Annotated in this window: 23 protein-coding genes; 13 read left to right on the forward strand and 10 right to left on the reverse strand. The window is 70.5% G+C overall.

Translation table 11 applies throughout. From position 1 onward, the window contains the following. Window positions 1–111: 111 nt before the first annotated feature. The 3 genes from BLW17_RS04565 to BLW17_RS04575 all read right to left on the reverse strand — a co-directional run bounded on the left by BLW17_RS04565 (window position 112) and on the right by BLW17_RS04575 (window position 3183). Window positions 112–996, reverse strand: coding sequence for a YsnF/AvaK domain-containing protein (locus tag BLW17_RS04565; protein ID WP_052176508.1), 885 nt, complete (start codon window positions 994–996; stop codon window positions 112–114). 64 nt (window positions 997–1060) lie between these two features. Then, window positions 1061–1573, reverse strand: coding sequence for a YsnF/AvaK domain-containing protein (locus BLW17_RS04570; protein WP_074826129.1), 513 nt, complete (start codon window positions 1571–1573; stop codon window positions 1061–1063). Window positions 1574–1845: 272 nt separating this feature from the next. Continuing rightward, window positions 1846–3183 (reverse strand): FliI/YscN family ATPase, encoded by a 1338-nt coding sequence (locus tag BLW17_RS04575; RefSeq protein ID WP_036708433.1) that lies wholly within the window; start codon window positions 3181–3183, stop codon window positions 1846–1848. 112 nt (window positions 3184–3295) lie between these two features. On the opposite strand from BLW17_RS04575, the gene BLW17_RS04580 reads away from it, so the two are divergent. From BLW17_RS04580 to BLW17_RS04620, 9 genes are read left to right on the forward strand one after another with little or no spacing between them, the layout of a single operon-like run. After that, on the forward strand, window positions 3296–3697 hold the full coding sequence (locus BLW17_RS04580) for a FlgB family protein (RefSeq protein ID WP_036708430.1): 402 nt from the start codon (window positions 3296–3298) through the stop codon (window positions 3695–3697). Window positions 3698–3708: 11 nt separating this feature from the next. Next, a complete protein-coding gene (gene flgC / locus BLW17_RS04585) occupies window positions 3709–4098 on the forward strand; it encodes a flagellar basal body rod protein FlgC (protein ID WP_036735000.1) in 390 nt (129 codons plus the stop codon). Between the two features lie 11 nt (window positions 4099–4109). After that, entirely contained in the window at window positions 4110–4421 is a 312-nt protein-coding gene (fliE, locus tag BLW17_RS04590; protein ID WP_036702626.1) for a flagellar hook-basal body complex protein FliE, read from the forward strand. Beyond that, entirely contained in the window at window positions 4421–4687 is a 267-nt protein-coding gene (locus BLW17_RS04595) for a flagellar biosynthetic protein FliQ (RefSeq protein ID WP_036734994.1), read from the forward strand. The genes fliE and BLW17_RS04595 overlap by 1 nt, the downstream gene beginning before the upstream one ends. A 1-nt stretch (window position 4688) precedes the next feature. Beyond that, window positions 4689–5411: a flagellar hook-basal body complex protein gene (locus BLW17_RS04600; protein WP_036734991.1), complete on the forward strand. Its 723-nt coding sequence runs from the start codon at window positions 4689–4691 to the stop codon at window positions 5409–5411. 14 nt (window positions 5412–5425) lie between these two features. Then, window positions 5426–6211 (forward strand): flagellar basal-body rod protein FlgG, encoded by a 786-nt coding sequence (gene flgG / locus BLW17_RS04605; RefSeq protein WP_036734988.1) that lies wholly within the window; start codon window positions 5426–5428, stop codon window positions 6209–6211. Next, the gene (flgA, locus tag BLW17_RS04610) at window positions 6211–6624 is read left to right on the forward strand and encodes a flagellar basal body P-ring formation chaperone FlgA (protein WP_036734985.1); all 414 of its coding nucleotides are present in this window, start codon (window positions 6211–6213) and stop codon (window positions 6622–6624) included. Before flgG ends, flgA begins: the two co-directional genes overlap by 1 nt. Before the next feature lie 13 nt (window positions 6625–6637). Beyond that, complete coding sequence (gene flgH / locus BLW17_RS04615) at window positions 6638–7378, forward strand: flagellar basal body L-ring protein FlgH (RefSeq protein WP_036734983.1); 741 nt, start codon at window positions 6638–6640, stop codon at window positions 7376–7378. Window positions 7379–7387: 9 nt separating this feature from the next. Further along, a complete protein-coding gene (locus BLW17_RS04620) occupies window positions 7388–8047 on the forward strand; it encodes a hypothetical protein (protein ID WP_052176506.1) in 660 nt (219 codons plus the stop codon). Between the two features lie 115 nt (window positions 8048–8162). Here BLW17_RS04620 and BLW17_RS04625 read toward each other — a convergent pair whose 3' ends face one another. The 3 genes from BLW17_RS04625 to secA form a co-directional block, all read right to left on the reverse strand. Then, the gene (locus BLW17_RS04625) at window positions 8163–9146 is read right to left on the reverse strand and encodes a glycosyltransferase (protein ID WP_052176505.1); all 984 of its coding nucleotides are present in this window, start codon (window positions 9144–9146) and stop codon (window positions 8163–8165) included. 190 nt (window positions 9147–9336) lie between these two features. Continuing rightward, entirely contained in the window at window positions 9337–9765 is a 429-nt protein-coding gene (locus tag BLW17_RS18255; protein WP_211656924.1) for a hypothetical protein, read from the reverse strand. 1028 nt (window positions 9766–10793) lie between these two features. Then, window positions 10794–13499, reverse strand: a complete 2706-nt coding sequence (gene secA / locus BLW17_RS04630) for a preprotein translocase subunit SecA (RefSeq protein ID WP_036734982.1) — start codon at window positions 13497–13499, stop codon at window positions 10794–10796. Window positions 13500–13695: 196 nt separating this feature from the next. Between secA and BLW17_RS04640 the strand changes: the two genes are divergently transcribed. The 4 genes from BLW17_RS04640 to BLW17_RS18765 all read left to right on the forward strand — a co-directional run bounded on the left by BLW17_RS04640 (window position 13696) and on the right by BLW17_RS18765 (window position 16869). Further along, on the forward strand, window positions 13696–14688 hold the full coding sequence (locus BLW17_RS04640) for a peptidylprolyl isomerase (RefSeq protein WP_244507310.1): 993 nt from the start codon (window positions 13696–13698) through the stop codon (window positions 14686–14688). Window positions 14689–14690: 2 nt separating this feature from the next. Next, window positions 14691–16061, forward strand: coding sequence for a bifunctional glutamate N-acetyltransferase/amino-acid acetyltransferase ArgJ (gene argJ, locus BLW17_RS04645; RefSeq protein ID WP_036735318.1), 1371 nt, complete (start codon window positions 14691–14693; stop codon window positions 16059–16061). Window positions 16062–16133: 72 nt separating this feature from the next. Beyond that, entirely contained in the window at window positions 16134–16532 is a 399-nt protein-coding gene (mutT, locus tag BLW17_RS04650) for an 8-oxo-dGTP diphosphatase MutT (RefSeq protein WP_036735321.1), read from the forward strand. 208 nt (window positions 16533–16740) lie between these two features. After that, entirely contained in the window at window positions 16741–16869 is a 129-nt protein-coding gene (locus tag BLW17_RS18765) for a hypothetical protein (RefSeq protein WP_036703932.1), read from the forward strand. A gap of 107 nt (window positions 16870–16976) precedes the next feature. Here BLW17_RS18765 and infB read toward each other — a convergent pair whose 3' ends face one another. The 4 genes from infB to rimP are packed head-to-tail and all read right to left on the reverse strand — an operon-like array spanning window position 16977 to window position 22509. Further along, window positions 16977–19511 carry a translation initiation factor IF-2 gene (gene infB / locus BLW17_RS04655; protein ID WP_036703934.1) on the reverse strand — a complete coding sequence of 845 codons (2535 nt, stop codon included), beginning with the start codon at window positions 19509–19511 and terminating at the stop codon, window positions 16977–16979. After that, window positions 19501–20139, reverse strand: coding sequence for an RNA-binding protein (locus BLW17_RS04660; protein WP_036735324.1), 639 nt, complete (start codon window positions 20137–20139; stop codon window positions 19501–19503). The genes infB and BLW17_RS04660 overlap by 11 nt, the downstream gene beginning before the upstream one ends. 15 nt (window positions 20140–20154) lie before the next feature. After that, the gene (gene nusA, locus BLW17_RS04665) at window positions 20155–21828 is read right to left on the reverse strand and encodes a transcription termination factor NusA (RefSeq protein ID WP_036735326.1); all 1674 of its coding nucleotides are present in this window, start codon (window positions 21826–21828) and stop codon (window positions 20155–20157) included. Window positions 21829–21831: 3 nt separating this feature from the next. Next, a complete protein-coding gene (gene rimP, locus BLW17_RS04670; protein ID WP_081969203.1) occupies window positions 21832–22509 on the reverse strand; it encodes a ribosome maturation factor RimP in 678 nt (225 codons plus the stop codon). Between the last annotated feature and the right edge of the window lie 113 nt (window positions 22510–22622).

Here is a 22622-nt window from a genome sequence, read left to right on the forward strand (position 1 = left end):
CAACATGATGCAATGCGCAGCGCCCGGCGGCTAACAAAGTTACACCGGACCCGGACGGCGAACGGGGGGCAGCGCAGCCGCCGCCCCCCGCCTCACATCTTGCGATTAGCCTCAGCGGCGATCGAGGTCGCGGTCGGTGGCCAGGCCCGGGGCGCGCTCGTCCTCGATCTCGACCTCGGTCTTGCGGACGCTGTCGCGCACCGTCTCGACGTGGCTCTCGACGTCCTTGTTGAGGTGGATCTCCTCGACGACGCGGGCCTCTTTCTGGACCACGGGCGCCTCGACATACTCGCGCGCCTCGATGGTGCGGTCCTCGAAGGTCGCGCCGTCAGCCGGGCGGTCCACCGGGCGGCGCTCGATGCTGACGCGCTCGCTGCGCAGTTCGACATCCTGCTCGACCGGGGTTTCGCGGACGTAGGACCGCACGCGGACGCGGCCGCCCTCGGCCTCGCGCTTCGAGACCATCAGCCGCTCTTCCACCACGTCGATCTTGCCGTCGGCGTCGAGGTCACCTTCGAGCGGGGCGCGGGTGGCGTGACGCTCGGTCTCGACCCGGCCCTCGGCGTAGCCGGTGGTCGCGGTGCCGAGCACGGGGTCATAGCCGGTCCAGCCCTCTTCGCGCCATTCGGCCTCGCGGGCGTCCAGGTCGACCGCACCCTCGTCGTCGAGGATGTCGAGCGCGGTGTCGTACTGCCCGGCCGCGAGGTTCGAGACGGTCACGAGGTAACCGCCGCGGTTCAGGCCCTCGGCATACGCGTAGCGGTCTTCCTCAGGGAAGAAGAAGTCGCCGATCGACTCGAAGAAGCCCTTGTCGTGGGTGCGGGTATCGACGGCCGCGTCACGCTGGACGCTGCCGTAGCCTTCGTTTTCGCCGCCCGTCAGGACGACATCAGCGATGCCGGCGGCTTCGAGCCGCGACACGGCGCGATCGGCCTCGGCACGGGTGTCGAACATCGCCGAAAGCGAGCGGGTGGAGCCGGTATTTTCGATGGCCATTGTGATTGGTCCTTGTTTCAGGGGGTCGGGGCGGGCGCGGTGGGTCTGGGCGACGTTCGGTCGGTCAGCCGTCGCGCCCGTTGTAGCCGGACGGAGGCTGTCCGGGGTCGGGGTCGCCCGGGTCGGCCGGGCCAGGCTCCAGCGGCTCGACCACCGCGCGCTGGCGTCGCAGGCTCACCGGAACGTCGACCGTCTCGGTCGCGTGCACCCGGCGAACATGGATCTCTTCGGTGAGGACGAGGACGGTGCGGACCACCGCGCGTTCCTCGACCACGGGGATGATCAGCAGGTCGCCCTCTTCGCGGGGGGCGGGGATCGCGTCGACCTCGCGCTCGACGGGGTGGCGCGAGACCTCGACACGCTGCGAGCCGAGTTGCGCCTGCAGGATTTCCTCGACCGCCTCAGTCATCAGGCGGACGCGGACACCGCCCGTCTCGCGGCGCTGGATGCCGATGCGGGCGGTCTCTTCGACCACCTCGATGGTGTCGGTCTGCCGGTCGCGGTCGCGCGCCAAGTCGTTGAATTGTGAGGCATTATGGCCGAGGAGCGACGGGTCGCGCGGTGTCGAAGAGGTCATGCGGCTCGCCCTGGGCTGACACGGGCCGACGCCGCGGCCCGATTTCGTTGGCAGTCGGCACGAGAACCCCCCGCAGTGCTCTCCGGTTCAGGCGGTTAACAAATGTGAGCCGGTTTCCGCTGGGTTGATCCGCCAGGCGGGCGTTCGCGCCAAGGCAGGCGTGACGCGGATAAACGAAGTTCCGGCGCACGGCTTGCCGACTTCCCCGTGCCGTCGCACAGCTCGCCGCTCGGAACACGCACCCGCCGACCACATTCCCCGCCTTCCGCGCCTCACCGCCCCGGCCCACCCCCGCGCGCGGCCAGCGCCTCTCGCAACAGCCGGAAACTCTCCCCTGCATTCGCCGCCTTCTGCGCCGCCAGCGCGTCGAGCGCGGGCCACAGCCGCACCGCCTCGTCCAGCCGCGGGTCGGTGCCGGGGGCATAGAGCCCGGCCTTGATCATCAGTTCGGACTCGGCATAGAGGCCCATCGCCGCCCGGGCGCGCGCGATCAGCGCATTCTCGGCCTCGCTCGCCGCATGGGGCAGCGAGCGCGAGACAGACCGCAGCACGTCCACCGCCGGAAACCGCCCCCGCTCGGCAATGGCCCGGTCGAGGACCACGTGCCCGTCAAGCACGCCGCGCAGGATGTCGGCGACCGGCTCCTCCATGTCCGACCCGGCGACAAGGACGGAGAAGATCGCGGTGATGTCGCCCGACCCCTCGTGACCCGGCCCGTCCGGGCCCGGTCCCGAGCGCTCGGCCAGCGCCATGATCATCTGCGCGGTCGAGGGCGGAAAGCCGCGGTGGCTCGGCGCCTCGCCCGAGGCGAGCGCGATCTCGCGGTGCGCCTCGGCAAAGCGGGTGATCGAATCGGCCAGGAACAGCACGTGCCGCCCGGCGTCGCGGAAATGCTCGGCCACCGCCATCGCCGCCCAGGCGCAGCGCCGCCGCATCAGCGGCGACTGGTCCGAGGTCGCGGCGACGACCACCGCCCGCGCCATCCCCTCGGGTCCGAGCGTCTGCTCGACGAACTCGCGCAGCTCGCGGCCCCGCTCGCCCACCATGGCGATTACCACGACATCGGCGGTGACGCCACGGGCGAGCAGCGACAGCAGCGTGGACTTGCCCACCCCCGAACCCGCGAAGAGCCCGATCCGCTGGCCCCGGACGATTGGCAGCAACGTGTCGAAGACCGCAAGCCCGGTGTCGAGCCGCCCCCCCAGCCGCCGCCGCGAGGCCGCCGGGGGCGGCGGGGCGCGATAGCGCCGGTCGGCGTGACCCGAGGGCAGCGGCCGCCCGTCGAGCGGCCGGCCGAGCGGGTCGACGATGCGCCCGATCCAGCCGTCGCAGGGCGCCAGCACCGGCCGGAACAAGAGCTCGACCACCGCGCCGATCGACAGCCCGTCGGCCGCCCCCTCGGGCAGAACCAGCGCATGATCCTGCGTGAGGCCGATGATCTCGCCGAAAAGCGCGCCGTGCAGGAAGCCGACGCGGTCCCCGACCGAGGCCGAATGGCTCAGCCCGTCGACCTCGACCACGCCCGCACGAATCGCCGAGACGCGGCCGAAGTGACGCCCAAGCCGCAGGCCGCGGATGCGTGCGGCGGCCGATTCGATCCTGTCCAGCATGGCTCTGTTCGCTCCGCTTCGCTGTGGGCGGTCAGAAAATCTGCGCCGCGAAACGGTTTATAAACCTCTCGGGGTTAAGACCGGGTTTATCGCCAGGCACGAGGAGAATCCCTTGTTCGGACAAATCGACACGATGCGCATGGCGCGCGAACTCGGCGCCCATGCGGCCGCCCGCCAGCGGGTGATCGCCACCAACGTCGCCAACGCCGACACCCCCGGCTACCGCGCGGCGGACCTCGCGGCCTTCGCGCCCGAACCGCCCGGCGCGCTCAGCGTCGGCTTGCGCACAACCCGCCCCGGCCATGTCGGCGCGGGCGACTGGGGCAGCGGCGGCAGCGGGGTCAGGGCGGCGCGGATCGACGCGGGCGGCGAGGCCTCGCCCGACGGCAACACCGTCTCGCTCGAGGATGAGATGATGCGCGCGGCCGAGGCCAAGCGGCAGTTCGACCTGTCGCTCGCGGTGGTGCAGTCGGGGATGACGCTCCTGCGCACCGCCGCCGGGCGCCGCGGCTGAGGGGGGCGGGGATGACCGATCTTTCCGCCACCGCGATCTCGGCCTCGGCCCTGCGCGCCCAGGGGGTGCGGCTGCGCCACATCTCCGAGAACATCGCCAACGCCGACACCCCCGGCTATCGCCGCAAGCTGGTCCGGTTCGAGCCCGAGCGCGACTTCGGCCGCGCCACCGGCGCCGTCGCGGCCAGCCGGACGCTGCACGACACGCGTGCCCTGCCCGAGGTCTATGACCCCGGCAACCCGATGGCCGGACCGGACGGGTATTACCTCGGCTCGAACGTCGATCTCGTGGTCGAGGTCGCCGACGCCCGCGAGGCGAGCCGCAGCTACGAAGCCAATCTCAAGATGTTCGAGCAGTCGCGGGCGATGTCGGCCTCGCTGCTCGACCTGATCCGCCGCTGAAAGGAGCCGCCATGTTCTCGCTCGCCACCGCCGCGATCCAGTCGGGCAGCCGCGCTGCCTCGGCCTATGCCGAGGCACGCACCGCCGCCGCCCCCGCCCCTGCCACCGCCGGCCCCGCCGCCGGGATCGGCAGCGCCGCCGCCGAGTTCGCCCGCGTCATCGAGGGCGCCGACCGCGCCGCCATCGGCGCGATGGGCGGCACCAGCGACACCCAGGCGCTCGTCCAGTCCATCGCCGAGGCGCAGATGGCGATGGAGACCGCCGTCGCGATCCGCGACCGGGTGGTCGAGGCCTACCAGGAAATCCTGCGGATGCCGGTCTGATGGACGAGAACCTGATCTTCGACCTGACCCGGCAGGCACTCTGGGTCGCCGTCACCATGTCGGCGCCGCTGCTGATCGTGGCGCTGGTGACGGGCGTGGCGATCGGGCTCTTCCAGGCCCTGACCTCGGTGCAGGAGATGACGCTGACCTTCGTGCCCAAGGTCGGGCTGATGCTCGTGGTGTTCTGGGTCACGATGAGCTTCATGACCCAGACGCTCGCCGGGTTCTTCTCGGACCGGGTGCTGCCGCTGGTCGCTGGGGGCTGAGATGGACAACGCCATCTACGCCGCCCTCACCCGCCAGTCCGGCCTGATGCGCGAGATGCGCACCGTGGCCAACAACATGGCCAACAGCTCGACCACCGGCTTCCGGCGCGAGGGGGTGGTGTTTTCGGAGTACATGTCCCCCCTGGCCACGCGCGGTCCCGGGCGCGAGACCCTTTCGATGGCCAACGCCCGCGGCCGCGAGGTCGACCTCACCCCCGGCAGCCTGACGATGACCGGCGGCTCGCTCGACCTCGCGCTCGAGCAGGGCGGGTTCTTCATGGTCGAGACGCCGCAGGGCAACCGACTCACCCGCGCCGGCGCCTTCCTGCTCTCGCCCGAGGGCGAGATCACCAATGCCGACGGCTACCGCGTGCTCGACGAGGGCGGGGCGCCGATCGCGGTGCCGCCCGGCACGCGCAGCCTCGGCGTGGGGCCGGACGGCACGCTGTCCGCCGACGGCCAGCCGGTCGGGCGGATCGGGGTCTTCGACCAGCCCGACCGCGCGAAGCTCACGCATGAGGGCGGCACGCTGTTCTCGGCCGAGGGCGCCGAGCCGATGCCCGACGCCGTGGTGCGCCAGGGGTTCCTCGAGGATTCGAACGTCAACCCGGTGCTCGAGATCGCCCGGATGATCGAGGTCCAGCGCGCCTACGAACTCGGCCAGTCCTTCCTTGAGGGCGAGGACCAGCGCATCCGCGCGGCCATCGCCGCCACCACCCGCTAGAAGGCGACCTGCCCATGAGAGCACTCCAGATCGCGGCCACCGGCATGGCGGCTCAGCAGACCAGGGTCGAGGTGATTTCCCAGAACCTCGCCAACATGTCCACGACCGGCTACAACGCCCGCCGGGCCGAGTTCGCCGATCTTGCCTATCAGCAGGTCACGCGCCCGGGCACCATCTCGGCCGCCGACGGCACCATGGTCCCGGCCGGGGTGCAGATGGGCCTGGGCGTGCGGCCCACGGCGGTGACGATCACGCTCGCGCAGGGCTCGCTCAGCGCCACCGGCGGCGACCTCGACCTCGCCATCGACGGGTTCGGCTATCTCGAGGTGACGCTGCCCTCGGGCGCCTCGGGCTATACCCGCGACGGCGGGCTCAAGCGGTCCGCGGACGGGCAGATCGTGACCTCGGACGGCTATCCCGTCGCCCCCGGCATCACCATCCCGCCCGAGGCGCGCAGCGTCTCGATCAGCGCCACGGGCGAGGTCAACGCCTATTTCGCCGACCAGAGCGAGCCGCAGAACCTCGGCCAGATCACCCTCGCGGGGTTCGTGAACGAAAAGGGGCTCGAGGCGACGGGCTCGAACCTGTTCCTCGAGACCCCGGCCTCGGGCGCGCCGATGATCGCCACGCCGGGAGAACAGGGGCTCGGGACACTGCGGCAGGGCTATCTCGAGGAGAGCGCCGTCGATCCGGTGCGCGAGATCTCGGAACTGATCAAGGCCCAGCGCGGCTACGAGCTGAACTCCAAGGTCATCACCGCCGCCGACCAGATGCTCGGCGCCACCGTGCAGTTGCGCTGATGGGCTGGCTCATCCTTCTGCTCGCGCTGCTGCCGCTGTCGGTCGCGGCGGACGAGATCACCGCGGCGCGCACCCTGCCGGCCGGGACCGTGCTCGCCCCCGAGGACCTGGCGGTCGCCGTGACGGCGCGGGTCGGGCTGACCCCGCCCGACGCGATCGGCAAGCAGCTGCGCGTCGCCGTCTACGAGGGCCGGCCGATCACCGCGGGGCAGCTCACCGCCCCCACCCTCGTCGCCCGCAACCAGCTGGTGACGCTCGCCTACGAAAGCGCCGCGCTCAGGATCGAGACCGAGGGCCGGGCTCTCGGCGCGGGCGGCGAAGGCGACGTGATCCGGGTCATGAACATCTCCTCGCGCGCCACGCTGATGGCCCGCGTCAACGCCGACGGCTCTGTCACCGTCGCCCAGCGCTGAAGGACACGCGCGCATGAAATCCTCCCTCATCCTCACCGGCCTCGGCCTCTGCGCGGTGCTCACGGCTACCGCCTGCGGCCGCGTCGCCGACGTCGGCCGCACGCCGGCCCTGACCGACACCCACGCCACGCCCGAGTTCCAGGCGATGGCCGAGCCGGTGCTGCCTCTGCCGCCCGGGCCGGTGCGTCCCGACAGCGCAGCCTCGCTCTGGGCAGGGCAGCAGATGTCGCTGGTGGGCGACCGCCGCGCCACGGCCCGCGGCGACATCCTGACCGTGGTGATCGAGATCGACGACAAGGCCGAGATCCAGAACAGCTCGGGCCGCTCGCGCGCCGCCGCCGACAGCGTCGGCATCCCGCAGATGATCGGCATCCCGCAGCGGATCAACGAGATCCTGCCCGAGGGCGCGAGCCTGGACACGCTCGCCTCGGCCAAGGGCTCGTCGACCTTCAAGGGCACCGGCAGCATCTCGCGGCGCGACAAGCTGACGCTCAGGGTCGCGGCCACGGTGATCGAGCGCCTGCCGAACGGGGTGCTGCACATCCAGGGCAGCCAGGAGGTGCGGGTGAACTACGAGGTGCGCGAGCTGACGGTCAGCGGCTTCGTCCGCCCCTCGGACATCAGCCGCGAGAACGAGGTCGCCTATGACCGCATTGCCGGCGCCCGCATCAGCTACGGCGGCCACGGCCAGATCAGCGACGTCCAGCAGCCGCGCTACGGCCAGCAACTGGCCGACATCGTGCTGCCGTACTGAGGGGATGCGATGATCCGCAAGCTGTTGCCGATCCTGCTGATCCTCGTCGCGTTCCTCGGCGGCGCCGCCGGGGGGGACCTCCTGCACGGCCGAGGCGAAGCGGCCGCCGCCGACCCCGGCGCTGAGGGGGCCGATGTGGCGGCCGAAGCGCCGGCAGACGGGGCTGACGGCCACCCGGACACTGCCGCTGCCGAGGCAGGCGGGCACGCTGCGGCGCCTGCGCCGGCGGCGGGCGGGCACGGGGCGGCGGCGGCCCCCTCCGGTGGCCATGAGGCAGCGGCGGCCCCCGCCAAGGCGGGCGGGCACGGCTCCGAAGCGGGCGGGCATGGGGGCGCCGGCAGCGGCACTGGGCCGGCCTGGTTCAAGTTTCCCCAGCAGTTCTTCGTGCCGGTGCTGCATGACGGGCGGCTCGACAGCACCATGGTGCTCTCGCTCTCGGTCGAGATGCCGGGGAGCGCGACCGAAACGGTCTACGCCCACGAGCTGAAGCTGCGCGACGCGCTGCTGCGGCAGATGCTGATCCACGCCAACACCGGCGGGTTCGACGGCAACTTCACCGCCGAGCCGCAGCTGCGCGTCCTCCGCCGGAGCCTGCTCGGCACCGCGCAGGGTGTCGTGCCCGAGATCACCGATATCCTCATTGGCGACATTGCCCGGCAGGAGCGGTAGGGGGCGCGGAGGTTCAGGGAGTGGCGGAAGCACGGGCCTTCTGGTTCAGCAGAATGTCGCACGCCTCAAGCGCGGGCCGTTGGTAGCCCGTGCCTCAGGCGCAGGCCGTTGGTAGCTAGCTAGTCCCCTTGGGCACCGCCGCCCTCCCCTTCCCGCCCTGCCGCAACCGCCCGGTTGAGGCGGCGGCGAGGAGGGCGGCGGTTCCGGTGCGGGTCTGGCGGTAGAGGCCAAGGCGCAGGAGCTCCGCCGCCGCCTGCGGACCGGGCATCGCCAGCGCTGCGGCGAAGCGGTCGAGGACCGCGCGGGCCTCGGGGGTCAGCAGGGTGGCGCTTGGCTGCAGCGCCCTCGCGTTGGCGGCGAGCCAGCCACCATAGGCGCCCCCGCCGAGCCCGCGCAGCCGCGCCAGACGCGCGGCCAGCGTGTCGTTGCGGCCCATCACGTTGCCCGGGTGCTGGCGATAGAGGACCGTCTGCGCCGGATCGCGGATCACCGTCCCGCCGGCGCCCGAGGTGAGCTGGTAGCTCCACCAGTCATGCGAGATCACCTTCGCCTCCGCCGCCGCCCGCGCGCCCGCGCGCATGAGCGCCGCGCCGGCAGGGTTCACCAGCATCGTGTTACCGGGCGTGCAGGCTTGCACCAGTGCATTCCGGAACGACGGCGGGCGGCGGTAGAGCGGCGCGGGCGCGAGCGGGCGCAGGTTCTCATCGCAGATCGTGGTGCGAGTGACGTGCAGCAGCGGCGCGCCCGCGGGGTGCGCGGTCAGCGCCGCCATGCCGCGCGAGAGGCGGTCGGGCAGCCAGACATCGTCCTGATCGCAGAAGGCGAGCGCCTCGCCGGGGGCCACCGCCTCGATCAGCGACAGGAAGTTTGCCGTCGCGCCCTGCCGCGGCCCTTCGATCAGGCGGATATCGCGGGTCGGGTGGGCGTCGGCGAACCGCGCGACCACCTCGCGCGTGGCATCCCGCGAGCCGTCGTCCGAGACGACCAGCCGCCAGTCGGTATGGCGCTGCGCGGCAAGGCTCTCGAGCTGCGCGCCGAGATACCGGGCGCCGTCGAACGTCGCGAGCAGGATGGCAACGCGCGGAAGGGTGGTGCTCATGGGCTCTCGCATAGCTCGGCCGCGGGTGGGGCGGAAGGGTCTTGGGGTGATCAGGCAGGGGGATAGCTGCGAGCCGAAAGACCCGGGTAGGACCGGACAGGTTGGCGGATGCGCGGGGCGGGTTGGGATGGCGCGGATCGGACGTAGACCGTGAGCACGTACGTCGGCGGTCACCTTCCGCCGTGGCAGGTCATGAAGCGCTTGTCCGAGCCGCACGCGCAGCGACCGTTGCCGGCCGGGTCGGCCAACGGTGCCGGGTCGTGCGCTTTGAAGCCGGGAAGGTCGCCAGTCGGGTCGCCGCCCCTGGCCGCTTCGCCATCGGGGCCCATTCGTGAAAAACGGTCCCGCACGCTGCGCCGGACATAGACGTCTCGGCCCGCTCGGCTTCGGCCAGCGGCGGGATGCTGGCGAGGGTCTGCTGCACCTCGCCTCGCAGAACGCCCTGACCGACCTCTGCCGTCAGAACGGCCGCGCGAGGCGGGTTTGAACCGTTTGCCTGAACCGCATGGCAGGGTCCGTTGCAGGCCGAATCGCCCGATGTGATGCGGTAGGCCCAGTCGAAGCCCGCGCGGGCGGCCGAGGACGGCCCGCCGTAGGCCGCTTCGTCCTCGGGGTTCATCGTGGGCAACGGTCCCGCAGGCTGACCCGGGGATGGGCACCTCCTCTCGGCCTGCTCGGCTTCGGCCGGCGTCGGGATGCTGGTGAGGGTCTGCTCTTCCTCGCCTCTCAGCCGCCCAGACCTCCCCTCTGTCGTCAGGATGGCCGCGCGTGGTGGATGGGAAAGGCTTGTATGAACCGCTGGGCAGGGTCCCGTTGAGCCGCATCGGCCGATTTGGTGGGGTAGTCCCCGTCAAAGCCCGGCGCAGGGGGCCCGAGGATGGGGCGCCGCTGGCCGCTTCGTTCTCGGGGTGCATCGTGGCAACCTGTCCCGCAGGCTGCGCCGGAAATCGAAGCCGCCTCTTAACCCGTTCGGCGTCGGGCAGCAGCTGGCGGGCGAGGTTCTGGCGACACGCCGCGCGGCCCGCCCAAACCCACCCCTCTGCCGGCAGCGCAGCCGGCCGTGCAGATGTTGAACTGGTTGCCCGAGCAGGAGGGGCACGGTGCGTTGTGGGACGGGTCGCCCCGTGTGGTGGCTCTCATCAAGGACGGGAGCGGGAACGAGGACTCAAGCCGCCCCCGCCCCCCCCCGTTCTTGGGTCCGTCAACAACTTTTGCGGGCCGAACTTCGCGTCAGCCTGGCTCGTCATCCCGGCTCTCGGTGTCGAGAGCGTCGGATGCGGGCGAGGGTCTGCGCCGCCTAGTAGCGCAATCGGTGAAGCCGCCCCCGCTATCAGACCACCCGCCCGTGTCAGGACTTGAGCCGCGCGCCTGAGCCGCTATGTCAAGCGGCGTTGCGGGCCGGATTGTCGCGTGTGGGCCCGCTCTCGCACCGGCCCGGCGCGCGATCCGAGGACACGCCGCCCCCGGCCACTTCTCCCTTCGAGCGTATCGACGCCGATCACGGGGCCGACTGCGCAGGATCCCCCCGCATCATCCCGGTGAGCGCGTCGGTCGGACGCCGGATGCGGCAAGCCTCGCCCCACAGCCCCCACATCGCACCGCGGTCGAGCAGCAGGCGGCGCGCCGCCTAACCTCTCGGCACCCTGATCAGACCAGCCGGCCGTGGCAGTTCTTGAACCGCTCGCCCGAGCCGCAGGGGCACGGGTCGTTGCGGGCCGGGTCGCCCCACGTCGTCGGGTCGTTCTCGTCGAAGCCGGGGACGTGGGCCGACGGCTCGCCGCCCTCGGCTTCTTCGTGCTCGGGATGCATCGCCGCCGACTGCGCCGCGAGCTGCGCCTGGTACTGGCGCATCATCTCGGCGCGCTCGGCGTCGGTCAGCGGGCGGATGCGGGCGAGGTTCTGCGTCACCTCGCCGCGCAGCCCGTCCAGAAGCCCCTCGAACAGCTGGAAGCTCTCGGTCTTGTACTCCGACAGCGGGTCGCGCTGGGCGTAGCCGCGGAAGCCCACGACCGAGCGCAGATGCTCGAGCGTCACCAGGTGCTCGCGCCACTTGCCGTCGATCTGCTGCAGGATCACCTGCTTTTCGATCTGCGCCATCTGCTCGGGGCCGAACTGCTCGGCCTTCTGGGCCATGTAGGCGTCGGTCGCCTCGCGGATGCGCTCGGCCACGACGTTGCGGTCCACCCCGTCCTCGGCGGCCCATTCGGCCACCGGCAGGTCCATGTTCAGCCGCTCGATCACCGCGGCCTTGAGCCCGTCGGTGTCCCACTGCTCGGCATAGGCCTTTTCCGGCATGAACTGGTCGATCAGGTCGTCGATCACCTGATGGCGCATGTCCATCGCGATGTCGCCGGCGTCGTCCGATTCCATGATCTCGCGGCGCTGCGAGAAGATCGCCTTGCGCTGGTCGTTCATCACGTCGTCGAACTTGAGCAGTTGCTTGCGGATGTCGAAGTTGCGCCCCTCGACCTTGGCCTGGGCGCGCTCGAGCGACTTGTTCACCCACGGGTGGATGATCGCCTCGCCCTCTTTCATCCCCAGCGTGGACAGCACCTTGTCCAGCCGCTCGGACCCGAAGATCCGCATCAGGTCGTCCTCGAGCGACAGGAAGAACAGCGACTTGCCCGGGTCACCCTGGCGGCCCGAGCGGCCGCGCAGCTGGTTGTCGATCCGCCGGCTCTCGTGCCGCTCGGTGGCGAGCACGAAGAGCCCGCCCGCCCCCAGCACCGCCTGCTTGTCGGCGGCGTGCTCGGCCTCGATCCGGGCGCGCAGCTCGTCGGGGTGGGCCTCGGGGTTCGCGGCCAGCGCCTGCATCACCTTCATCTCGACGTTGCCGCCCAGCTGGATGTCGGTCCCGCGGCCGGCCATGTTGGTGGCGATGGTCACCGCGCCGGGCTTGCCGGCCTCGGCAACGATATACGCCTCCTGCTCGTGCTGGCGGGCGTTGAGCACATTGTGCGGGATGCCCTCGGCCTTCAGCATCTCGGACAGCATCTCGGATTTCTCGATGCTCGTCGTGCCGACCAGCAGCGGCTGGCCGCGGTCGTGGGCCTCGCGGATCGCGTCGATCACGGCGGCGTATTTCTCGGCCGCGGTGCGATAGACGCGGTCGTGGTCGTCGATCCGCTGGATCGGGCGGTTGGTCGGCACCTCGACCACGCCGAGCTTGTAGATCTCGGCGAACTCCTCGGCCTCGGTCGCGGCGGTGCCGGTCATGCCCGACAGCTTGGCGTAGAGGCGGAAGTAGTTCTGGAACGTCACGCTGGCGAGCGTCACGTTCTCGGGCTGGATCTCGACGCCCTCCTTGGCCTCGATCGCCTGATGCAGGCCGTCCGACAGGCGGCGGCCGGCCATCATCCGGCCGGTGAACTCGTCGATCAGCACCACCTCGCCGTCCTTCACGACATAGTTCTGGTCGCGCTTGAACAGCTTGTGGGCCCGCAGCGCCTGGTTGGCGTGGTGGACGATGGTGGTCGATTCGGGGTCGTAGAGCGTCTGGTCGGCCGGCAGGATGCCCGCCGCCTGCAGGCGCTTTTCCATGAACTCGTTGCCGTCCTCGGTGAAGGTGGCGTTGCGGGTCTTTTCGTCCAGCTTGTAATGCGCCTCGGTCAGCTCGGGCACGATCACGTCCAAGAGCTTGTAAAGCTCGCTGCGGTCCTGGCTCGGCCCCGAGATGATGAGGGGCGTGCGCGCCTCGTCGATGAGGATCGAGTCGACCTCGTCCACGATGGCGAAGAAATGCCCGCGCTGGGTCATCTCTTCGATCGACCCTTTCATGTTGTCGCGCAGATAGTCGAAGCCCAGCTCGTTGTTCGTGGCATAGGTCACGTCGGCGCGATAGGCGTCGCGCTTTTCCTGGTCGCCCTGGAAGGGATAGACGACCCCGGTCGTCATGCCGAGCTGGGCAAAGACCTTGCCCATCCACTCGGCGTCGCGCTTGGCGAGGTAGTCGTTGACCGTGACGACATGGACGCCCTTGCCGGCCAGCGCGTTCAGATAGGCCGGGAAGGTGGCGACCAGCGTCTTGCCCTCGCCCGTCTTCATCTCGGCGATGTTGCCCTGGTGCAGGAAGATCCCGCCCATCAGCTGGGTGTCGAAGGCCCGCAGGCCCAGCGCCCGGCGCGCGCCCTCGCGGCAGTTGGCGAAGGCCTCGGGCAGAAGCCGGTCGAGGGGCTCGCCGGACTGGGCGCGGCCCTGCAGCTCGCGGGTCTTGCCGATCAGGTCGGCGTCCGACATCTGCTGGAAGCGCGGCTCGAGCGCGTTGATCTGGGCGACCAGCGGGCGGACGGATTTCACCTTGCGATCGTTGGGAGTGCCAAAGATCGACTTTGCCAGATTACCGATGCCGAGCATAACGTCCTGTCTGATTGAGCGCAGAGGGCCCGCTGCCCACTTGCCCCGACCGACGGCCTTGCCCTATCAACGGGCCGGAAAATCGGCGGCGGGCGCGCCTATTTCGGTTGCGCCGGATGTAGGCCCGACCTGCCGGACTGTCAACGCTCGCCCCTGCCCGGCCGCGGCCGGGCCCCACCCGAGGAAACCTTCCGTCATGCTGAAATCGACGACTGCGCTGGCTGCCGCGCTGCTGCTGGCCGGGACCGCCCTGGCCGAAACCCCGGCCGCCCCCGCCGCCGAGGCAGCCCCGGCCGCCGATGCCGCCCCGGCCGCAGCCGCCCCGGCCGCAGCTACGCCGGCCGCCCCGGCCACCTCGCCCGCACCGGCCGCAGGCGCCGCCCCCACCGTGACGACCGCCGCCCCCGCCACCGGCACCCCGACCGCGACCACCGTCGTCGCCACCGTGAACGGAGAGGCGATCACGCTGGGTCAGATGATCGCGATGAAAGAGGGGATGCAGCACGGCGCGGCCGACTTGCCCGACACCGCGCTCTGGGACATGATGCTGGACCAGATGATCAGCCAGACGGCCGTTTCGCAGGTCGCGGCGCAGTCGATGACCCCCCGCGACACCGCCATCATCGAGCTGGACCGCCGGGCGTACCTCTCGGGCGCGGCGCTCGAGCGGATCGCCGGGGCCGAGCCGACCGAGGCCGAGCTGCGCGCCGCCTATGACGCGGCCTTCGGCGCCGACAAGACCCCGAAAGAGGAATACAGCGCCTCGCACATCCTCGTGAAGACCGAGGAAGAGGCCAAGGCCATCGCCGACGAGCTCGCCAAGGGGGCCGACTTCGGCAAGCTGGCGGAAGAGAAGTCGACCGACAACAGCGGCGCCAACAAGGGCGACCTCGGCTGGTTCACGCCGGACATGATGGTCAAGCCCTTCGCCGACGCCGTGGTGGCGCTGAAGAAGGGCGAGGTTTCGGCCCCGGTCCAGTCGCAGTTCGGCTGGCACGTCATCAAGCTGAACGACACCCGCACCCAGGCCGCGCCCGAGTTCGACGCGATCCGCGACCAGCTGGCCATGCAGGTGCGCCGCCAGAAGGTCGAGGCCGAGATCCAGAAGCAGGTGACCGCCGCCAAGATCGAGAAGGTGCCGGGGCTCGACGCCGGGCTGCTGAACAAGACCGATCTGCTGGACAAGTGACGATGGCCAAGTCGGACAAGACGGCGAAGGCCGGCAAGAAGGCGGACGGCAAGAAAGCCGGCAAGGCGGACAAGGCCGACAAGGCGGCGCGCAAGGCGGCCGCCGCGGCCCCCGCCCCGGCGAAGGCGAAAGAGACGCTCGTCTCGCCGCTCGCCCCGGCCCGCTTCCCCGACCTGCCGGTGATCGAGGGGGTCGAGTTCGCGGCCGCCTCGGCCGGGATCAAGTACCAGGGCCGGACCGACGTCATGCTGGTCCGGCTGGCGCCCGGCACCGCCATCGCCGGGGCCTTCACCCGCTCGTCCACGCGGGCGGCCTGCGTCCTCGACTGCCAGGACAAGCTCAAGGGCGCGCAGGACAGCGCCGGCGGGGCGGCGATCATCGTCAACTCGGGCAACGCCAACGCCTTCACCGGGGCCGAGGGCCAGCGCAGCGTGGACCGGGTGACCGGCGCGATCGCCAAGGCGCTCGGCGTGCCGGCGCGGCGGGTGTTCTCGTCCTCGACCGGCGTGATCGGAGAGCCGCTGCCGGCGCAGCGGATCGTGGACGTGACCGAGGCGCTGGCCGCGAGCCTCAGGCCGGACGGCATCGCCGACGCGGCCCGCGCGATCATGACCACCGACACCTTCCCCAAGGGCGCCTCGGCCGAGATCGCCGGCGACGGCGGGCCGATCCGCATCGCCGGGATCGCCAAGGGCTCGGGGATGATCGCCCCCGACATGGCGACGATGCTGGTCTATCTCTTCACCGACGCGGCCATCGCGCCGCCGCTGTTGCAGCGGATGCTGTCGGGGCAGATGGACGAGACGTTCAACGCCATCACCGTGGACAGCGACACCTCGACCTCGGACGCGCTGATCCTGGCCGCGACCGGGCGTTCGCCGGCGGCGCCGATCGCCGACCTGCGCTCGAAGGTGGCGCGGGATTTCGTGGCGGCGCTCAAGGGCGTGATGCTCGACCTCGCGCAGCAGGTGGTGCGCGACGGCGAGGGGGCGACGAAGTTCGTCGAGGTGCAGGTGACCGGGGCGACCTCGGTCGCGGACGCGCACAAGGTTGCGATGGCGATCGCCAACAGTCCGCTGGTCAAGACCGCCATCGCCGGCGAGGACGCCAACTGGGGCCGGGTCGTGGCCGCGGTGGGCAAGTCGGGCGCTGCGGCCGACCGCGACCGCCTGTCGATCCGCTTCGGCGACATGGTGCTGGCCGAAAACGGCTGGCGGGCGCCGACCTATGACGAGGCGGCGGCGAGCGCCTACATGAAGGGCGACAGCCTCGTGATCGGCGTCGATCTGGGGCTGGGGCGCGGGGCTCGGACGGTCTGGACCTGCGACCTGACGCACCGCTACATCGACATCAACGCCGACTATCGGTCCTGACGGAACGCGGCGCGGCGGCCTAGACGCCGCGCCCGCCCCCCGCCTCGGGTTATTTGAACCAGAAAGAAGCCGATGAAACTGCTGCTGGTGTCGGCCGTGGCGCTGATCGACCCCGAGGGCCGGGTGCTTCTGGCCCAGCGACCCGAGGGCAAGTCGCTCGCGGGCCTGTGGGAGTTCCCGGGCGGCAAGGTGGACCCCGGCGAGACGCCCGAGGCCGCGCTCATCCGCGAGTTGCACGAAGAGCTGGGGATCGAGACGTGGCACTCGTGCCTCTCCCCCCTCACCTTCGCCAGCCACAGCTACCCCGACTTCCACCTGCTCATGCCGCTCTTCGCCTGCCGGCGCTGGCAGGGTGTGCCGCACCCGCGCGAGGGGCAGCAGCTCGCCTGGGTCCGGGCGGGCGACCTGACACGCTACCCGATGCCGCCCGCCGACCTGCCGCTGATTCCCGTTCTGCGCGAGTGGCTGTGACGGCCTCGCCGGGTCGCCGTCCCGCCGGGCAGTCTGCCGAGTTTTTATGCAAATGAGCGGTTTAGGCGTCGCCGACTGTGACAAATCGGTGTCACCGGCGAACCAAGCGCGCCATCCTGCGCCGCCCGGTTACCTTTCATTAACCCTGCTTGCGTAACGTGGGGTTGTGACGCGGCCGAGGCCGCAGATTCCTGGGGAGGAATGATCCATGATCCGCACCATCACCGTGGGCAGCTGCATATCCGTGCAGGGGATGTTCGAACGCGATCTCGGCAATGGCCGGATCGCCGTGCGGGTGGGCACCGAGACCTACGTCGGCAAGGCCGTCACCGGCTGAGCTGACACGGGCACGGGCTGCGGGCCCAACGCCCCGGCCCCGCGAACGCAGGCGGCGCGCCCCCGGCCGGGGACGCGCCGCCTTTTTTCTGCCGATCAGGCCGGGGGTCAGAGCTTCCGCTCGACCTCCTCGCGCTCGAAGATCTCGATGACGTCGCCCTTGCGGATGTCGTCGTAGTTCTCGAACGCCATGCCGCATTCCTGGCCCGACTGCACTTCCTTGACCTCGTCCTTGAAGCGCTTGAGCGTCTTGAGCGTACCCTCGTGGATGACCACGTTGTCGCGCAGCAGGCGCACACCCGCCGAACGGCGCGCCACGCCCTCGGTGACGAGGCACCCCGCGACGTTGCCGACGCCGGTGACACGGAACACCTCGCGGATTTCCGCGTAGCCGATGAAGTTCTCGCGCACCTCGGCCGACAGCAGACCCGACGCGGCGGCTTTGATGTCGTCCACGAGGTCGTAGATGATCGAGTAGTAGCGGATCTCGACGCCCTTCTGGCTGGCCGAGTTCCGCGCCGGCGCGTTGGCACGGACGTTGAAGCCGATCACCGGGGCGCCCGACGCTTCGGCCAGGCCGATGTCGGATTCGGTGATCGCGCCCACGCCCGAGTGCAGCACGCGCACGCGGACCTCGTCGTTGCCGACCTTCTCGAGCGCCTGCACGATGGCCTCGGCCGAACCCTGCACGTCGGCCTTGACCACCACCGGCAGCTCGGCCACCGACTCGTCGGCCTTGGCCTTGGCCATCAGCTCCTGCAGCGTGGTCGCGGCGCCGGCGGCGGCGCGCTTGTCCTTGGCGGCCTGGATCCGGTAGTCGGCGATCTCGCGCGCCTGCGCTTCGGTCTCGACCACGTTCAGCACGTCGCCCGCCTCGGGCGTGCCGTTCAGGCCCAGCACCTCGACCGGGACCGACGGGCCGGCCTCGGCCACCCGCTCACCCTTGTCGTCGATGAGCGCGCGGACCTTGCCCCACTGCTCGCCGACGACGAAGATGTCGCCTTGCTTCAGCGTGCCGTGCTGGACGAGCACCGTGGCCACCGGCCCGCGGCCGACGTCCAGCTTGGCCTCGATCACGGCGCCCTGCGCGGCGCGACCGGGGTTGGCCTTGAGTTCGAGGATCTCGGCCTGCAGCGCGATCGCCTCGAGCAGTTCATCGAGCCCCTGCCCGGTGTGGGCCGAAACCTCGACGTCCTGCACCTCGCCCGACATCGCCTCGACGACGACCTCGTGCTGCAGCAGGTCGGTGCGGACCTTCTGCGGGTTGGCGGTCGGCTTGTCGATCTTGTTGATCGCCACGATCATCGGCACGTTCGCGGCCTTGGCGTGGTTGATGGCCTCGACCGTCTGCGGCATCACCGCGTCGTCGGCCGCCACCACCAGCACCACGATGTCCGTGACGTTGGCGCCCCGCGCCCGCATCGAGGTGAACGCGGCGTGGCCGGGGGTGTCGAGGAAGGTCAGCACCGCCCCGCTGTCGGTCGTCACCTGATAGGCGCCGATGTGCTGGGTGATGCCGCCGGCCTCGCCCGAGACGACGTTGGCGTGGCGGATCTTGTCCAGCAGCGAGGTCTTGCCGTGGTCCACGTGGCCCATGATCGTGATGATCGGCGGGCGCGAGACCAGATCCTCTTCCTTGTCCTCGACGGTGTCGATGGCCTGTTCCACGTCCGCATCGGTGACGCGGACGGCGCGGTGGCCGAACTCCTCGATCACCAGCTCGGCGGTGTCGGCGTCGAGCGGCTGGTTGGCCGTGACCATCATGCCCATCTTCATGAGCGCCTTGACCACGTCGGCCGAGCGTTCCGCCATGCGGTTCGCGAGCTCGCTGACCAGGATCGTCTCGGGCAGCTGCACGTCGCGGACCTGCTTTTCGGCCCGCATCGACTGGCCCATCGCCTTGGCGCGGGCCTTTTCCTGCTTGCGCTTCATCTGCGCGAGGCTGCGCTGGCGGCCGCCCTCGCCCGAAAGCGCCTGGGTCAGCGACAGCTTGCCCTCGCGGCGGGTGTCGCCACCCTTGCCCTTGTTGCGGTCGCGGTCGGCCTCGGCGCGCTCACGCTCGGTCGGGCGGCGCATCGGCGCCCCCTTGTCGGCGCGGGCGGCAGCAGCCTCGGCGGCGGCGCGGTCGGGGGCGGTGCTGCGCTCGGCAGGCTTCGCGGTGACCTCGGCCTTCTTCTGCGCGCGCAGCTCCGCCTCGCGCAGCTTGCGGGCGTCCTCTTCGGCCTTGGCCTTCAGCGCCTCTTCGCGCTCGCGCTCCTCGCGCTCCTTGGCCTCGATCTCGGCGCGACGGCGCTCGCGCTCTTCCTCGCGGGCCTTCTCGTCGGCCTCACGGGCGGCCTTCTCGTCGGCCTCGCGCGCCTTGGCGGCGGCGAGGGCCTTGAGGCGGCGCTCCATTTCGGCTTCCGAGATCCCGGCCGGACGCTTCGAGGGGTCGGAGGCGACGGCGGCAGGCGAGTTCGGACGCGGCGCCGGTGCCCCGGCCGCCGCGCCGGCGGCGCCGGGCTTGGGCACCACGACGCGCTTGCGCTTGGTCTCGACCACCACGTTGTGCGTGCGCCCGTGGCTGAAGCTCTGCTTCACCTGCCCCGGCCGACCCGCGCCGCCGCCCAGACCCAGGGGTTTCTTTCCGTCTCTATCGCTCATCCGCTTCCGCATCCTTCTGGGCAGTCGAACTGCCGCCTTGCCCGCGCAGACCATTCAGTCTGCTGGCGTCCCTGATTACCTTGTCGGTCAGGCCCCCCGGCGCGAGCGCGCTGTGTATGACATGATCGCGCCCGAAAGCCAAACCGATTTCCGATGCCGTGAGGCATCCGAACCAGCGGCCGCCGGGCGGCGTCCACAACTTGCCCTTGCCACGGTCCGACCCGTCGCTGGCCTGCAAAAGCACCTTGGCCTTGCCGTCGGCGAGCCAGCCCTTGACCTTCTCGAATCCCGCCACCGCGTCGCCGGCCTTGCGGGCCAGCGACACGAGGTCCACGACCCGCCGGGCGAGCCCGGCCTCGATCCCGTCCACGAGGTCGTCGTCCGCCTTCACATGGGCCTTGGCCCCGCGTGAGAAAACCCCCTTGGCGACGGCTTTTTCCAGCACCGCCCGATCGGCGGTGACCCAGAAGCCGCGACCGGGCAGCTTCTCGGACAGGTCCGGCACCACCATGCCGTCCGGCCCGGCGACGAACCGGATCAGCCCCGACTTGGGCTGCACCTCGCCCGTGACGAGGCAGCGCCGTTCCGACGCCGCCTCTCTGTCCTTTGCACGACCCCCGCGCGTCAAGGGCGGTCCGGGGCGTTACACCCCGGCCTCCTCGGTGTCGCCCTCGGCCTCGGCCGCGGGGTGAAGCTCGTCGGGATCGACCCAGCCCAGCATCACGCGGGCGGTCATCACCATGTCCTGCGCCTGCTCGAGGCTGATCCCGAACGGCTCGAGGATGCCGTCGTCCTTCACCCGCTGGCCGTTGTTGGTGGTCCAGCCGCCGGCCAGTTCCCAGTCGGCGCAGGTGGCGAAATCCTCGAGCGTCTTGACGCCATCCTTGGCCAGCGCCTCGACCATCTGCGCGGTCAGCCCGTCGAATTCGATCAGGCTGTCCTCGGCCCCCAGTTCGCGCGCGTTCTCAAGCGCCTTGCGGGCCGCGGCCTCGATGTGGTCGCGGGCGCGGGCCTGCAGCTCTTCCGCCGTGCCCTCGTCCACGCCCTCGATCGACAGCAGCTCGTCGAGATCGACATAGGCGACCTCTTCGAGGTTGGTGAAGCCCTCGGCGACCAGCAGCTGGGCGAAGAACTCGTCCAGGTCCAGCGTGTCCATGAACAGCTGGGTGCGGGCGTTGAACTCGGCCTGACGGCGCTTCGATTCTTCCTCTTCGGTGAGGATGTCGATGTCCATGCCGGTCAGCTGGCTCGCCAGCCGCACGTTCTGGCCGCGCCGGCCGATGGCAAGCGACAGCTGCTCTTCGGGGACCACGACCTCGATCCGGGTCGCGTCCTCGTCGATCACCACCTTGGCGACCTCGGCCGGCTGCAGCGCGTTCACGAGGAACGTCGCCTGGTCCTCGGACCACGGGATGATGTCGATCTTCTCGCCCTGCAGCTCGCCCACGACGGCCTGCACGCGGCTGCCGCGCATCCCCACGCAGGCGCCGACCGGGTCGATCGAGTTGTCGTACGAGATCACCGCGATCTTGGCGCGGCTGCCCGGGTCGCGGGCCACAGCCTTGATCTCGATGACGCCGTCATAGATCTCCGGCACTTCCATCTTGAACAGCTCGGCCATGAACTGCGGGTCGGTGCGCGACAGGAAGATCTGCGGGCCGCGGGCCTCGCGGCGCACGTCCTTGACATAGGCGCGGATGCGGTCGTTCAGGCGATAGCTCTCGCGGCCGATCTTCTCGTTGCGGCGCAGGATCGCCTCGCCGCGGCCCACGTCCACGATGATGTTGCCGTATTCCTCGCGCTTGACGATGCCGTTGATGATCGTCCCGGTGCGGTCCTTGAACTCTTCGTACTGGCGGTCGCGCTCGGCCTCGCGGACCTTCTGCAGGATCACCTGCTTGGCCGACTGGGCGGCGATCCGGCCCAGCTCGACCGGGGGCACGGTCTCCTGGAAGACGTCGCCGGGCTGCGGGCCGCCGTCGAACTCGGTCAGCCGCGCATCCTCGCGGGTCCAGAAGTTGCCGGGGTTCTTCTGCGCCTCGAAATACGGGCGCGCCTGCTCGGCGGTGAACTGGGCCTGGTAGTTTTCCAGCTCTTCCTCGGGGACCACGGTGCGGACGCGGGTGAAGGTCGCGTTGCCGGTCTTGCGGTCGATGACCACCCGGATGTCCATCTCGGCCCCGTAGCGCGACTTGGCGGCGCGGGCGAGGCTGTCCTCCATCGCCTCGATCACCAGATCGGGGTCGATCATCTTCTCGCGCGCGACCGCCTCGGCGGTCTGCAAGAGCTCAAGCTGGTTGGCAGAGGTGATCGCCATCACTCACTCCTTGTCGGTGTCGTCGTCGGCATCCGCGTCGTCGGGATCGCCGGTGTAGGTTACGATTTCGTCAAATCCGTCGGTGTCGTCCGCATCGACGCCGGCCCCGCGGCCGTCGCCGATCCCCGCCCCGGCCTCGGCGCCGGGCGGCAGGGTGCCGGCCTCCTTGCGCTCTTTCAGCATCAGGGCGATCAGCTCGTCGGTCAGCAGCAGCTTGGCGTCCGACAGCAGGTCGAAGTTCAGCCCGACCGTCACCGTCTCGCCATGCTCGACGATGTTGAGCAGCACCTCGTCGCCGTCCACGCCCGCCAGCACGCCCTTGAAGCGCTTGCGCCCGTCGATGGGCTGGTTCGTCTCGAGCCGGGCGTCATAACCCTCGAACGTGGCGAAGTCCTTGAGCCGGGTCAGTGGCCGGTCGATCCCGGGCGACGACACCTCAAGGTGATAGGCGTCCTCGAGCGGGTCTTCCACGTCCAGCGTGGCGCTGACGGCGGTCGAGATCTCGGCGCAGTCATCGACGTTGATCCCGCCCTCGGGCCGGTCGGCCATGATCTGCAGCGTGGCGGTCTTGCCGCCCTGCAGGCGCAGGCGCACCAGCTCGAACCCCATGCCCTCGATCACCGGCTGGATGATCTCGGCGAGGCGCCGGTCGATGGCGGTCTTGGCGATGAGGTCGGTCATGTCCGATCCTGAAAATGAAAAACGGGCCGTCTGGGCGGCCCGTGCAAACTCCCGGTGGGCAGGGTGTGGACGCCTGCGCCGCTGTGAGGGTCATATAGCGCCCCGACCCCGTC

Origin of the sequence: Paracoccus sanguinis (genome assembly GCF_900106665.1) — a bacterium.
In the GTDB taxonomy this organism is placed as follows: domain Bacteria; phylum Pseudomonadota; class Alphaproteobacteria; order Rhodobacterales; family Rhodobacteraceae; genus Paracoccus; species Paracoccus panacisoli.